Origin of the sequence: Variovorax sp. PBL-E5, from assembly GCF_901827185.1 — a bacterium.
Taxonomy (GTDB): Bacteria; Pseudomonadota; Gammaproteobacteria; order Burkholderiales; family Burkholderiaceae_C; genus Variovorax.
Map to the genome: position 1 here is coordinate 647,376 of NZ_LR594672.1, position 12,914 is coordinate 660,289.

Sequence of the window (12,914 nt, forward strand, 5' to 3'; positions counted from 1 at the left end):
GTCATTGCTGAGTCCAAAGGAGGGCGCCATTGGCGCCTTTCCTCATGGCCCAACCCGGTCTACGACTGGCAAGAAAAAAGCGCCTCCTGGGGAGGCGCAGAAGAAGAGACTTAGTGAACCGTCGAGAATTCTGCCTTGAAGCGGTCGATTTCCTTGAGAATCCCTGCGTCGCGGCAGCACAAGTTGTCGATGAGGCAGACGCGGTGGCTGCCGTTGACCACAAGCTGGGCTCGGAGGAACCAACCTCGAAGCCAGTCCTTCCGGACATTCTCCACGACGTACTTGCGGCCGGTCGTCTTGTCGATGACCTGCTTGCCGACCAGGGGATGGCCGGGCACGTAGTGGTGCGACGGGTAGAAGGCATTGCGTTGAGCGCGCGCAGCCTTCACCTTGAGCCAATGAACCAGGTCGAAATGCGAGTACTCGACAGCGGGAACCGAAGAGTGCGGGAGAGCGATGGCGTTCATGAAGCGTCCTTACTGAGTTAACCTGCCTCGTCTAGATACGAGCTCGAGTGGCCGGCGGCGAGGTCTAACCCTTAGGCACCGCCGCTGCCAACACGGCAAAACGCCCTCGGGGGAGGGCGTTTCACGGAGGAATCGGAGAGCTGCTAGTCCGAGCGAAGGCAGAACTGCTCGAAGGCTGCCTGAAGAAAGCCGACCGGTCCGTACTCGCGGTTGACCGCCTCTGCGCCTTCGTGGCCACCGGATTGCCGATACGCAAGCGTTTCTCCTTCGCGCACGTACCAAAGCTGCTCTCCCGCTGGTCCACGGTCCAGGCTGACGAACAGCGAAAGAGCCGGGCGCAGAAGAGAGAGGCCATGACAGACGTCCGACAAGATGCTCTCCGAGGGCTTGGTCTCGTGCAGCCACATGGCGGTCGGTTCCTCGCGCCGAACCTCGACCCCTCTCGCCTTTAGAAGAGGCAGGACTTCGGCTTTGAACGCGTTGATTGCGGTCGCGCTGGCGTGAACAACGAGGGTGGTCTCGTACTTGGACAAAGGTAGCGCTCCTGTTGGGTTAGATGCTCGGTGTAGCCATATGAGTTTGGCGAGCACATCGCGAACCGCAGGCTCGCTCCCGCAAGGTTGGGGCGGCGAGATGAAGCTGGCCGGCAACACTTCCCCCTCCGTTAGTGCGCCCAATCTGGCGCAAAGGCACTGGAAAGGCTATTCTCCGAACGTCGCGATAGCCCGCGTAATTGGATTCAAACTGAGCCAACGCGAAGGTGCACTTATGGACATTCCCAAACTCCCCGCCTTCGTTGGCCCTGATTCACCCACCGCGGACCGCATGCATTGGGTCCGTGTCCCTTTCGATGTTGTGCTCGGGATGTACAAGGAGTCCGTGCTTCGCGTACAGCGCCATCACTTGCGCCGCGCTAAGGAAGCTCGACACATCACAGGTTCCGACAACCCCCTGCACGTCAACTTTCTTGCAGCACGGACTGCTGACGGAAAGACTCGACTGATTGACGGGTACACCCGCATCACCGCCATCCTGCACGAGGGGAAGGTTGCTCCTGCCCAGGTGTGGCTGGGGGTTGCCGATTGCGAGAGCATCACGGATGCAGAGAAGCTCTATGACGCCGTCGATAGCCGCGCGGCCGTCAAGCGGGGCCGGGATGCATTTGAGGAAGGGTTACGTCGCTCAGGCCTTCTGGGCAAGCTCACCAGCCCGGCCTTCGTGCGAGGCCAGGCCGTGTCAGCTGTCGCTGCGGCTGCCGGCGACCGCGACATCCGTAAGGCCGTCTACGAGCTGCGCAAGGGTATTCAGGTGCTCGACCCCATTTCAATTCGAGCGGGCCGCAGCGGGCTTCCTGCTGGCGCCCTGGCAGCACTGCTGGTCGTCGCATCGAAGGAGGAAAGCCGGGCGCCGGAGGTACAGGCCTTTGCAGCTGCGATTCAGCATCCAAAGGAGGTGCCGCTCGAACGACGCAAGGAGCTCGAAGCAGCCTTCAAGTGTGCCGAAGCCTTGAAGCATCGACGAGAGGCAAACGCGCTTTCCGGCAAGAACGTGGAACCCATCATGGAGTTGGTCCTCGGGTACTGGGAGCAGCATTCGGGCAGGGGTGGTCCTCGAGCAACTCCTGTCAAACGCGACGAGTACCTGGCGACCCCCGCCTGAAGCACGAAAAAGCTCCCCTCAAAGCACTTGCTTCAAGGGGAGTGTTCGGAATGATGGCTAGGCCAGTTCGGTTTCGAGCGATTCGATGGCGGTGATTTCCCATCCTCGCTCCAGGCTGAGAGAGGCTTCGTTGCCCTGGTTCTCGCCCAGCACATCGAAGAGGAGCTTCAGGAAAGCACTTGGAGGATAGAAATTCTCCGCGGCCTCCTCATGTGGGGCCTCGACTGCCAACACGATGGTGACAAAGCAGCGGGTTCCAGCTCGGTTACCAGAGCGCTCCGGGCAAACCTGGCCGCGCACCAGGGTCGCCACGCCTTTCGGGAAGGTCCGAGCCTTCGCGTGACGGGCATTGAACGCCTGGATGAACGCGTCACTCAACTGGCCTGCGGAGACCGTAGCGTTGCGGGTAAAGCCGGTAGCGTCGAATTCGACGTTAAATTGCGCCATTTATGTTGCCTTTTTGATTACAGGAGGGGCACAACGTGCCGATGTACTACTTCCTGTAGAGACGCCGGCAAGGCGGCCCTATACCGAGCAGGTCAACTCAGCGAGCATCTCCATGCCCAACAAAATCGTGTTCATCGGCAACTGGCGCTTCTTCGAAGGCCGCAAGTACTGGCACACGGACATCGACCTTGTTGCCGATATGCGGCGCAAAGGCGTGCGTGACGGCAAACTCCACGGGGTTGCCCTGGAAGCGTTCGTCGTCGCCTGTCTGCGGACGCCGGACTATCAGGTACTCGGCGTCCCAATGGACGCTCAGGACTATGCCGCGGTCAGCGCTGCTGCACTCGAGGCGGCGTAAAGGCGCCTCGTTCTTCAATCCCCTGTCGACTCCTTGTCTACAGGGGATTTTTTTCAGCCAAAAAGGAAATCCCCCGGCAGCTCAAGCTGCGGGGGGATGAATCATCCCGCGGGGCCCATCACGGAACCCAAGAGAGCGCGGCATCGAAGTCGCTTGCGGCCATGGGGACGCCGACCTTGCAGATATGCAAAAACGCGTCCTTTGCTTCCTGCGCAGTGGCGTACTCCATCTCGGTGACCACCACGCGCGCTCCTGAGAATGCCCCAGAAGCTTCGTCGAACCACTTCAGGCCATCGTTGAGAACGGTTTCCTCGAAACCAGCCCACTCGTTGGTCCAGCGGCGGCGCATCAGCGGGCTTGCGACCAGACTGCTGAGCAGGGCTCGCGCCGGCAGCCGGAATCCCGAGTCAGCCTCTGCCTGGTCGACGAACTCCAACTTCTTCTCCCGGAGGTTGGCAACCAGCGCCTTGCCGTCGGCCCACACTGCTCGTTCGGCAGTCGTCAGGTCGTCAGGAAGGGGGCTCGCCTCGTCACGGGCCACCCAAGCGAGGGTCGCAAGCCGGTTCTGGCCGTCCAGTAGCAGCGAACTCGTGGAGTTCCCGCGCAGCATGTGCACGGGGCCCAGCCTTGTACGGCCGGCTTGACTGATGTCGGCCCGGCCATAGGGGGACCAGAGCAGGAAGGCGCCGATAGGGTAGCCGCGCAGGATGGATTCCAAAAGCGCCATTACATCGGCCCTTGTCCAAACGTAGGGGCGTTGGAAGCCGGCGGGCAAGAGCCGCGCGTTGGTTAGGTCCTTCAGCAGGTTGATGAGGAACACCGAATTTTGCTGAATGTTCATTCGTTCTAGTCCTGTGATGTTGTCCTGCGCCGTATAGCTGACGGTCGCGGGAGGCCAAAAAAAACCTCGCGTTAAGCGAGGTTTGGAATCAGGAGTGCAAGCGGGAAGCTTGCGAATGATGAATCAGGGGTTCAGAAAAAAGCAGCGGTTTGCTGCGCAACTTCAATCGAAGCACGAAACTGAGAGCAGAAGCCCTCAAAACGCGCATCGCAGAAGGCGTTGCGAGCACAGCGATTGCAAAAGCAATCGTTGAATAGCCCAACGAAGCAGTGAAATTCGCATCCATCACAATGGACGCAAATAACATGGCTACGGAACATCCCGTAGCCAGCATGTGAGACATGAAGAAGCGTGACAGCTTCAACATAGCCTTCAACATGGCTAGGAATGCTTCGGCGCCACTGATTTGCTTGCCAAGGAGACCTTGCTCCCAGACAGACACAATCAGTACCTTTGTCATACCGCCGACGGCAGCAACGACGAGGGCTAGTGTTACCAGCGACCCAATAAAGTTTGCGATTTCCATATGTGTGCCTCGATGGACGACGCGCAGCGCTCGATGACGAACTCTGGCGAACAACCAAAAAATGTTTCCTATGCACCATATAGGCACCCGAATCAATCGGGTTCGCAGGGCACCCTTCAGGGTCGCTAAAGCGCGGATTTCCCTTTTTGCATCAATGACTTAGGCGCGCATGCCGCGCCAACAGATGTCCATCTTCGACATCCAACGTCATGGGCGCACATGAAGCGCCGCTTCACATGTCACCTCTTGCGACTTCATGACCTAAAACGTCATACTGGGACGGCTGCAAGACCCTCATCGCGCAGCACTCCCTCAACAATACAGTTCGTTGTACTTTGAATACTAACCGTAATGCTTTAGACGCGCAACCGACCCGTCTAAAACGCTTGTCCTGGGCCAATGACTCCCATCGGCAGCTCGTGGATGAACTCCTGGAGGCCTATCGCGTCCACCGAGGCAGCCTTCGCCATCGCGAGCGGACCGTCACCCTGGAAGAAGGCATCATCTTTGACTTCATGCGGCATGCCCAATGCCCGCCAGGCCATACGCAGCCGCACCACTTCGAGCAGTGGGGCGACAGCCTGTTTCAGCAGCGTGGGGTTAGCGCGGGCACGCAGCGGCGCTACCAGTCCAGCGTGCGCCTGTTCTACGACTACGTGGGCAGGGAGCCGCGGCTACGGCAACGCGTGCGCGACGTCACTGGGCAGGAGCTCGTGCAGGTCGCAACGCCCGAGAACTGCATCGTGCACGTGCGTGTACGAGAGCTCGAGGCCGACAGCAGCCGACGGTCATTCACCGATGACGAGACGCAGGCCCTCATCGAACGCATGGACCTCGAGATTCGTCTGGCTCACCAGCAACGCTCCAAGGCACTGAAAGCGCTGCGACGCGACAAGGTCGTGTTTTGCACCGTGCTCGAGCTCGGGTTGCGCGCAGCCGAAGTCTTGGGACTGAACATCGACTCCTTTGAGCGCAACCCCAAGCATCCGAAGATGGGACGGTTCGGCCTGGTGAGGGTCTACGGCAAAGGGGGCGTGTGGCGCAGCGTCCCCATCCTGAACCCAGACCTCAGCCGACTCCTGCAGTGGTACCTCGACGAGGTACGCCCAGACTTCCTGGGCAACGCGGCCAACGGGGAGAAGGCCTTGTTCCTCTCTGAGCAAGGCAAGCGCCTGAGCTACAGCGCGCTTTACCGGTCCTTTGTGCGAATGCGGCGCCTGGCCGGTCTGTCCGAGGAGCTTGTGATGCATTGCCTGCGGCATACCTCGGTGTCCAACAACACGATGCTGGGCTTGTCATCCGAGAGCGTGCGGCTTCGCCACGGTCACCGCCACCAAGCCACGACGCAGGGGTACACCCACTTCCCCGACAAGTTCGTACAGAAAGACTTCAGCAAGGTCATCAAGAGGAACCTGAAGGAACGTGACGATGGCGACTCGGATTGACGTCCAGGAGGCCCCCGCGCTGCAGTGGCGGCTGCATACCGTCATGTCCGAGCGGGGCATCCGTAGCAGCGCCGAGCTGCATCGGCGACTGCAGTCCCGAAAGGTGGACATCACCCACCGCCAGCTGGCCCGTATCGTCTCCCAGCTGCCGCAGCGCCTGAGCACCGAGCTCATCCTGGCGTTGATGGTCGAGCTCGATTGCCGCGCCGACGAGCTGCTCAGGCTTTCGCGTACCGGCAGAAGGCAGGTCAAGGCCACGCCGACGAAGGCCTCCGTCGCAGAGGCCCCGCGCCAGGAGGGAGGGGAGCCACCGGTGACGGGGGCCGACGGCACGCAACCGCCGGCCACCATCGCGCCGGCGCCGGACGACGGTGTCTGCGGACCCGACATGAGTTCGTTGGTGCTGCGCCTGGACGAGGATGAACTTGGATGAGCAGCAACACCAGTTCGGCCAAATCGAGCGAGCCCTGCGCGCTGTGCAAGACCTTCACAGACGAGCCGCAGGCTTTCCTTCCCGACGGACCTGTTTGCTTTGCGTGCTACCAGCGCGACTTCATCGCCGTGGCGTGCAGCGGTTGCGGTGCCTCCACTAGGACGTACCTCGGGCAGGGTGAGGCGCTGTGCCGCAGTTGCCGGGCCGCGGCGCGACCTGGCTGCCTGCGTTGCGCTAAACCGGTCTCTCGACGCTCGTTCGAAGTCCCTGGTGGCCACGTCTGCGCGTACTGCAGACGCTTCTACGAGCCACCCAGGACCTGCTGCCGTTGTGGTCGCGAAAGCCGTCACTTCAGCAGCAACCGAGCCATCGGCCTGACGGAGCGGGTCTGCGCAGGTTGCGCCCGAGGTGACTGCCAGACATGCCGAGGTTGCCGAAAGCACCGGCGTGTCTTTGCACGCGATGCGAAAGGCCACCCGCTTTGCCGCCATTGCGCAAGCGGCCAACCGTTCCAGTGCCCGTCGTGCGGGGAGCAGGGCCGGCGACATTCGTCTACCGAGTGTGAGCGCTGCTACCGACGCCGCGGCGTCCAGGAGGAAGCAGCAAGCCTGGCCAGCCAGATTGCGGCACCTTGGGCTCGCGCGTGCTTCCTCGAGTTCGCGGGGGCCTACGCCGGACAGCTCCTCAACGGACGCGCCAAGGTCAAGTTGAGACGCTACGCCAGGTTCTTTGCGGCGGTGGGAGAGCTTTGTACCTCTGCCGGCGAACTAACCTCCATCGCGTTGCTCAACACTTTTGGAACCGAGGGTTTGCGTCGGCACAAGGTCCCCTTCAGCTGGATGGCTGCGCGATATGCCAATGCTCGCGTCGATTTAGAGCAGTCAGTCGCCCATTCCGGCATGAGTACGCGAAGTCGCTTGCTCGCTCGAGTGGAAAGCGGCTGGCAACAGGAAATCCTGCGTCGCTACCTCGCGTTCCTGATGCGCTGCCAACAGCGTTGGCGTGAGCACGGCTGGGTCGGTGACCACGAACGGTTCACGGACCGTACCGTCACGCTCCTGCTGCGCGCAGCAAAGCGGTTTCTGGAGACGCTGGATGACGACGTGACCTCGGTTCATGCCATCGACCGGCTCGCCCTTGAGCGTTTTGTGACAAAACTGCCTGGGCAACGCAATGCTCTGCACTCGTTCATTCAATACCTCAACCGGCGCGAGAGGCTGTTCCAGAAGCTGGAGCTCGTGTCACCGCCCAAGGGTGCGCTGCCCTACCATCACCTGCTCACGGAGCCGCGGGCTCGCGCCCTGATTCAACGCTGGCTCCATGACGAATCCGTGCACCCCCGAAACGCGCTGATGTGCCTGTTCATGCTGCTGTATGCGCGCAAGGCCGTGCAGGTATGTCGGCTGCGCAGGAAGGTGTTCAGGGTCCACGAAGATGGCCGCGTGTTCGCAAGGTTCGGCCCGGTTTCAACTCCGCTGCCCGAGCCACTCGCACGGATGCTCCTGGACTACCTGGCCGCCATTGAAGAGGCAAGGGGCGAGTTCCTGGCGCCTGATGACTACCTGTTCCCAGGACAACTGCCTGGCCGACCGTTTACGCCGGAAGGCCTGCGCTACATCCTGAACCAGGAAGGGGTCAGCGCCCACGAACTGTTCACCACGGCCATGGCCTCCCTCTTCAGAGGGAGGCTGACCCATCCGAAAGTCATTGCGCGGGCCCTGGGAATATCCATCCCGACGGTTATCCGCTACTGGGAAGCGTTCAGTCCGCGCGTCTCCGACGAGATGACGCAGCTGACGTGACGGACAGTTCAGCGCGGAGGTCGTACAGCTCTTCTGTCATGCGTGGGCTCAAGCACGGGCCATATTCCGAAGTGAAAGGGAGCAGTTCATTGATATTCGCCATCCCTCCGCTAGCTGCCATGTGGCTCATGAGTCCCTTGGCTAGCTCACGAGTCGACGCGGGCAATGGCCGTTGCCCTTGAGCCAACTCCGCTTTGTAGCCGGGCAGAGCTTTTCCCAAGGCCTCACCCGCAGCAGTCTGCCGCCGCCCAAAATCGGACATGTGGCCCACGAGGTCCTCATACTCTCCCAGCCACGATTCGGACTCAACCTCGGAGAGAGTGCGCAACTTGTGGTCCTTGACCTCCCAGAGCCCTTTCGCAATGGCGTGGTCCACGAAGCTTGCGTAGACCGACTGCAGGGTGTCCGGGCAGTAGGCACGCTCAACGTACCCCTGACTCATTGCTGAGAACAGATGAAGTTTGATGACCGACTGGTTATCGATGAAGAAGGCAGGAGGCTTGATGGTGGGGATTCCGATGCAAGACATCGCAGTACATGGGGGAGTTGATGGTCCGCCGTGTAGCGAGGCTCTCCGGAAACTTTTTCCCACCCCTGCTTAGCGCAAACCTGCCGGCTTGGAAGCAGGCTCGGAAGCACTGCCAGCGGCCAACCCGTGAAGGCGAAACCCCTTCCCCGGACCCCATCCCCAGCCTATGGATTTGTGAATTTCTCCTTCGGAGACCGGCAGCTTCCTGATGGACAAGCTCATGGACAACCCTTTGGGTTGCCCACGACCTTGACCACAGGACTCCTGCCTAATTCACAAGCTCCACAGGCTTCTAGTCACTGCGTTTTAGAAAGAAAGAAGAGAAAGACATTCGTGGCAAAGGTCAAGGGTTCGTGGATTTGAAGGAACAAGCTTCCCAGTCGAAAAAAACAGCCTCAGGCGGCCACAGGCGCCAGGCCGAAGATGGCGAAGTGCACGTTCCCGCGCCCTCGCGGCGCACTGCGCTGCACGACCCAAGGCGGGTAGGGCATATGCTTGGGGCTGTCGTCGGTCACCAGCCCCAGGCCACTCGGATTCTTGGAAGATTTGACAACCAGGCAATCGAGAATTGGCTTGAGCCCGCCATAGGCGTTGTCCCAATCGAGCTCGCCGGCTGACCTACGGACCACGACCAAGGCAGCCTGCGCGAGCGGCGCGGCAGGCCTCCGGTCGGCAAGGCCCCGGCTGAAGACCTTCACCGTCCACAACCGGCGAAGTGCCATGTAGGCCTTGGGCGCCATCCCCCGAATCATGTTGTTCGATGACGTCTCCTGGCCAATTTCAAAGCTGTAGGCCAGTCGCGCGCCCTCGCACCACCGCGGCAGCTCGAGGTCGCCTGGAAGCTCAAGGGGGAGGGTGGTCAGAACGGTCTACACAGGTGCAAAGCAAAGTCCCGGCATATCCCGTCGGGCCGTCGGCGGCTGATGGGCAAGCTCAGCCCATCTGGACGGCAGCACGCTGGCCAGGATTCGGGTCTTCTGGCAAGCCAGCCTGGTCAATGTCCAGAGAATGCCGGTGCGCGGACTCCGGATACTTGGCAAGGCCCACGGCGTACGCATTCTTTCCCAGCTCGATGGAGAACGCCGGTCCGCTGATATTGAGCGCCGGATTCGCACGCAGTTGCGCACCGGTGGCCGCCCGCAGGTGCCAGTTGGAGAACTCCGGGTCGGTGGGCTCCGACTGCGGCTCGTAAAGCAGCACCGGACCATGGCGGCCCTTGAAAGCCGGACGCAACGCGCCCCACTGCTTCACGCGAGCGCTATGGATGAACAAGGTCCAGACATCGTGCTGTGCCTCTCGGGGGAGCACCACGCGATGGAAGCACTCTGGCCCGATGTAGTTGAGAAAGCGCTTTACGACACGGCCCGACCACCGGTCCTCGTAGTACCAGCCAGCCAGAATGAGCGACAGGCTGCGCAGGAACGGGTGGTCGTGAAGGCCGTCAGCGTCGCAAGCAACGAATCGGTGCAGGTAGAAGCGCAGCCCCATCGCCGTTCCGATGTACGACCTCTCCATGTAGGGTTGGCCGAGATGGGAAATGTGACGGGTGGGAAGACGGCCTTGCAGCCAAAAGAGACCTCGACGAATCATTCCTATGCACTTTCTCGTGGGTGAGGCGACATCCAATATAGATGCAAGCCTGTTACATTTTAGCACGGCTAATCTAAAACGCAATATCTCTTCGGTTCGGGGCCACTCGGGCCCGCCAATCACCGCGGGCTATACGCGGAAGGACAACTTCACAGGAGAATGGATGAGTTACTCATCAAAGGTGCTGAAGCTCTACTTCAGCAAGGGAACCTCCGACAAGGAGTACCACATCGTCATCGAGGCAATGGCGGGCGGCTACCGCGTTTACGGTCTCAACGGACGCCGCGGCAATGCCACGACGCTTCAGACCAAGGCTTCCGGCCCCGTGTCGCTGCGCGCCGCTGAAGCCGCGTTCCACGCGGTCGTCGAGGAGAAGCGAAAGAAGCAGTACACCACCGACTGGTCGGGTCGACCAGGCGCCGGCATCGACTTCAGCGCCGCAATCATTTCCGGCACGGCGCCCGCATCAGTGGTCAGCCCCGTCATGACCGCAATGGAAGCCGAGCACCTGGTACCGGCTCCTTGGCTGGGCAGCGGTCCGGACATCGACGAGGCCCTCCTGAGCGGTGAATCGGGGACAAGCGCCCAGCTATTGCCAGCAGGGGAGCGGCTCATGGCCCTCGCCACGGTCGGGAACCCTCTCGTGGTGAGCGCCGACGACGGCAAGCCCGGCTTCCTTCCGAAGGACGTGTTGGATGAGCTGGAGGCAGCGCTGCCCCAGTATGTCCTGGACGGCTGCTACGCAGCGGGCACGTTCGTCATTTGTGACGGCTACAGCCTGAAGGACACAGCGGCAGGGCAGGGGGCGCCCTTCGCAGACCGCATCCGGTCCATCGAGGCAGGCCTGCGCCGGCGCAAGCTGGCACCAAGCCATGTGATGCTCCAGCAAGTCTTCTTCGACAGCGACATCCCCCAAGGGGTATACATGCTGGCCAAGCCAGGCTCGGACGTCTTGGTTCGAAGGAACCACCTTCCGTACCAGCGCGCGGCCGCTACGAATGCCGCAGAAGCCTACGTTTGCCGCTTGACGGTCGATTGATTTTTCCTGGTCCGCCTCCGTGGCGGACCTTTTTTGACCCGCGGGCCAGGCAGCGGGGATGTCAGACCGGCGGAAAGGCAACGAACGTTTCCGGCGCTTCTTGCCAACCCTTGCCGGGCACCAGGAATCTGAAAGTGCCGCCCTTGTCGACCTCTCCGCAGCCGAAGGCAGAGTCGGAGACCGACAGGGCCCCAAACCGCAGATTTCCCATCATCCGGCGCACCGCGGCCGCGTACTGGTCAGGCTCCGCCAGGTCGTGTTCGATGACGCCCGTCAGGAGACCTTTTTCTGGATGGATGACGGCTGCCCGTGCAGTCATGCTCTCCCCGTCCGGGTGGTCAACGAAGGCCAGGCTGACCTGCAGCTGCGCAGGGTCACAGCGGTGGTCGACCGCTGCCTGAGCCATGAGTCGACATAGCCCGAATGCCTGTGCAGTGTGCAGTGAGGCTCGGAAGACCTCCCAGGGGGTGCCAAAGCCAAGCACGGTGTGGTGAATCTCGAGCGGCTCGGCGATACCGCCGTCCATCTCGTAGCGTGCGCTGAACGTCAGGGCCGGGCGGCCGGCATCGGAGTCATTTTCTCCGGGCGTGATATCGCCCCGAATGAGAACCATGAAGAGCGCTTCGTCGTTCACAGGGTGCGCCTCCGGCGCACGCCATCCATTGACAGCATCCAGGGCCAGAACCGGCGCCAGGCGGTTGGCTAGCCGCTGCCGGCGCGCAAGGGCGCCTACGAGATTGGACTCCACCTCCATCGCCGTCTTCAGCTCGCGGCAGAAGCGAAAGACATCGGCAGGAGGCATCAGGTACGCGTCCTGGGTCGCCACCTGGCCCGCGACGACCCGGATGTCCTCGACGGGGATTCCGGTCGAAGCGGCGATAGACCTGGCGATGACGCGCGGGTTGGCGGCAAGCGAGAGCACGGCTCCCGCGGGGCGCTCGAAAATCGTCGAAAGGGCGTACGCGCGCCAACCACTCGTCGGAAAGCCGCGCAGCGGGACCGGCTCGCAGGTCAGCATGCCCATGAGAGCGTCGAAGGCGCTCAGCGCACCATCGTCATTGAGTCGGGTGAGCTCTACGGACAGCCGCATCAGCTTCAGGCTGTTCCGCGCGTCCAGCATCTCGAACATGTCTTCGATGAGTGCTCGCCGATGCGCTTCATCTCCCCGTGCGAATGCGTAGAAGCTCTGGGCCAGGTCTTGCGGGGTCATGGGGCGGGTACGTTGTAGTAGTAAGGTGCTGGTAGTATTGTAACCAGTTCTATCACTGTCAGTCAAATCGTGCCCTGCCTATACGGTTGCCGAACTATTTTTTAGGACTTACACAATGGTTGCTTCCATCACTGACTCCACCTTCGAGCAAGACGTCGTCAAGTCCGATGTGCCCGTGCTCGTCGACTTCTGGGCGCCCTGGTGCGGCCCCTGCAAGCTGCTTGCGCCTGTCCTGGACCAACTCGCGGCCAACCACGAGGGCAAGCTGAAGGTTGTCAAGGTCAACATCGACGAGGACCGGGAACACGCCAAGAAGCTGGCCATTCGCGGGGTGCCCACGCTCGTGCTTTACCGGCACGGGGAGGTCGTTGCCCGAGCAACCGGCGCCCAGTCGCTAGGAAAGCTTGAAGCGATGGTCGCCGCCTAAGCCGTCAGCCTCTTTTTTCACAGCCCGCTTCGTGCGGGCCTTTTTGTTAGAAACCAACCCCCGCGATTCCTGGCCGGCCGCCAATTTTTCCGACGTCCCTACACGTGGCTTCCTCAACAGATTCGCCCGAGCAGGGCAGGA

At 61.5% G+C, this 12,914-nt stretch carries 15 protein-coding genes; 7 read left to right on the plus strand and 8 right to left on the minus strand.

Translation table 11 applies throughout. The features are described from left to right. Nucleotides 1-110 precede the first annotated feature (110 nt). Together WDLP6_RS31005 and WDLP6_RS31010 are read right to left on the minus strand one after the other, a co-directional pair. Entirely contained in the window at nt 111-467 is a 357-nt protein-coding gene (locus tag WDLP6_RS31005) for a hypothetical protein (RefSeq protein WP_162571058.1), read from the minus strand. Between the two features lie 143 nt (nt 468-610). Further along, nucleotides 611-1,000 (minus strand): hypothetical protein, encoded by a 390-nt coding sequence (locus WDLP6_RS31010; protein ID WP_068673903.1) that lies wholly within the window; start codon nt 998-1,000, stop codon nt 611-613. A gap of 235 nt (nt 1,001-1,235) precedes the next feature. On the opposite strand from WDLP6_RS31010, the gene WDLP6_RS31015 reads away from it, so the two are divergent. Continuing rightward, complete coding sequence (locus WDLP6_RS31015) at nt 1,236-2,126, plus strand: hypothetical protein (protein WP_162571059.1); 891 nt, start codon at nt 1,236-1,238, stop codon at nt 2,124-2,126. 57 nt (nt 2,127-2,183) lie between these two features. On the opposite strand, the gene WDLP6_RS31020 is transcribed toward WDLP6_RS31015, so the two are convergent. Continuing rightward, a complete protein-coding gene (locus tag WDLP6_RS31020) occupies nt 2,184-2,573 on the minus strand; it encodes a hypothetical protein (RefSeq protein WP_162571060.1) in 390 nt (129 codons plus the stop codon). Nucleotides 2,574-2,685: 112 nt separating this feature from the next. Here WDLP6_RS31020 and WDLP6_RS31025 point away from each other — a divergent pair, with 112 nt between their 5' ends. Next, nucleotides 2,686-2,931 (plus strand): hypothetical protein, encoded by a 246-nt coding sequence (locus tag WDLP6_RS31025; RefSeq protein WP_068673897.1) that lies wholly within the window; start codon nt 2,686-2,688, stop codon nt 2,929-2,931. A 118-nt stretch (nt 2,932-3,049) separates the two neighbouring features. Here the strand turns inward: WDLP6_RS31025 and WDLP6_RS31030 are convergent, their stop codons facing one another. Continuing rightward, nucleotides 3,050-3,772 (minus strand): DUF262 domain-containing protein, encoded by a 723-nt coding sequence (locus WDLP6_RS31030; protein WP_162571061.1) that lies wholly within the window; start codon nt 3,770-3,772, stop codon nt 3,050-3,052. An 88-nt stretch (nt 3,773-3,860) separates the two neighbouring features. Further along, a complete protein-coding gene (locus tag WDLP6_RS31035) occupies nt 3,861-4,298 on the minus strand; it encodes a hypothetical protein (RefSeq protein WP_068673893.1) in 438 nt (145 codons plus the stop codon). A 419-nt stretch (nt 4,299-4,717) separates the two neighbouring features. On the opposite strand from WDLP6_RS31035, the gene WDLP6_RS31040 reads away from it, so the two are divergent. From WDLP6_RS31040 to WDLP6_RS31050, 3 genes are all read left to right on the plus strand, one after another. After that, a complete protein-coding gene (locus tag WDLP6_RS31040; protein WP_162571062.1) occupies nt 4,718-5,743 on the plus strand; it encodes a tyrosine-type recombinase/integrase in 1,026 nt (341 codons plus the stop codon). Next, entirely contained in the window at nt 5,727-6,176 is a 450-nt protein-coding gene (locus WDLP6_RS31045) for a helix-turn-helix domain-containing protein (RefSeq protein WP_162571063.1), read from the plus strand. Before WDLP6_RS31040 ends, WDLP6_RS31045 begins: the two co-directional genes overlap by 17 nt. 707 nt (nt 6,177-6,883) lie before the next feature. Then, complete coding sequence (locus WDLP6_RS31050; protein WP_162571064.1) at nt 6,884-7,978, plus strand: hypothetical protein; 1,095 nt, start codon at nt 6,884-6,886, stop codon at nt 7,976-7,978. A gap of 924 nt (nt 7,979-8,902) precedes the next feature. Here WDLP6_RS31050 and WDLP6_RS31055 read toward each other — a convergent pair. Together WDLP6_RS31055 and WDLP6_RS31060 are read right to left on the minus strand one after the other, a co-directional pair. Continuing rightward, entirely contained in the window at nt 8,903-9,247 is a 345-nt protein-coding gene (locus tag WDLP6_RS31055) for a hypothetical protein (protein WP_162571065.1), read from the minus strand. A 193-nt stretch (nt 9,248-9,440) separates the two neighbouring features. Continuing rightward, entirely contained in the window at nt 9,441-9,995 is a 555-nt protein-coding gene (locus WDLP6_RS31060; protein ID WP_068673889.1) for a hypothetical protein, read from the minus strand. A 265-nt stretch (nt 9,996-10,260) separates the two neighbouring features. Between WDLP6_RS31060 and WDLP6_RS31065 the strand changes: the two genes are divergently transcribed. Next, nucleotides 10,261-11,136, plus strand: a complete 876-nt coding sequence (locus WDLP6_RS31065) for a hypothetical protein (RefSeq protein WP_068673887.1) — start codon at nt 10,261-10,263, stop codon at nt 11,134-11,136. Nucleotides 11,137-11,197: 61 nt separating this feature from the next. On the opposite strand, the gene WDLP6_RS31070 is transcribed toward WDLP6_RS31065, so the two are convergent. Further along, nucleotides 11,198-12,346 carry a hypothetical protein gene (locus tag WDLP6_RS31070; protein ID WP_068673886.1) on the minus strand — a complete coding sequence of 383 codons (1,149 nt, stop codon included), beginning with the start codon at nt 12,344-12,346 and terminating at the stop codon, nt 11,198-11,200. A gap of 115 nt (nt 12,347-12,461) precedes the next feature. On the opposite strand from WDLP6_RS31070, the gene trxA reads away from it, so the two are divergent. Beyond that, complete coding sequence (gene trxA, locus WDLP6_RS31075; protein WP_162571066.1) at nt 12,462-12,773, plus strand: thioredoxin; 312 nt, start codon at nt 12,462-12,464, stop codon at nt 12,771-12,773. Nucleotides 12,774-12,914 lie beyond the last annotated feature (141 nt).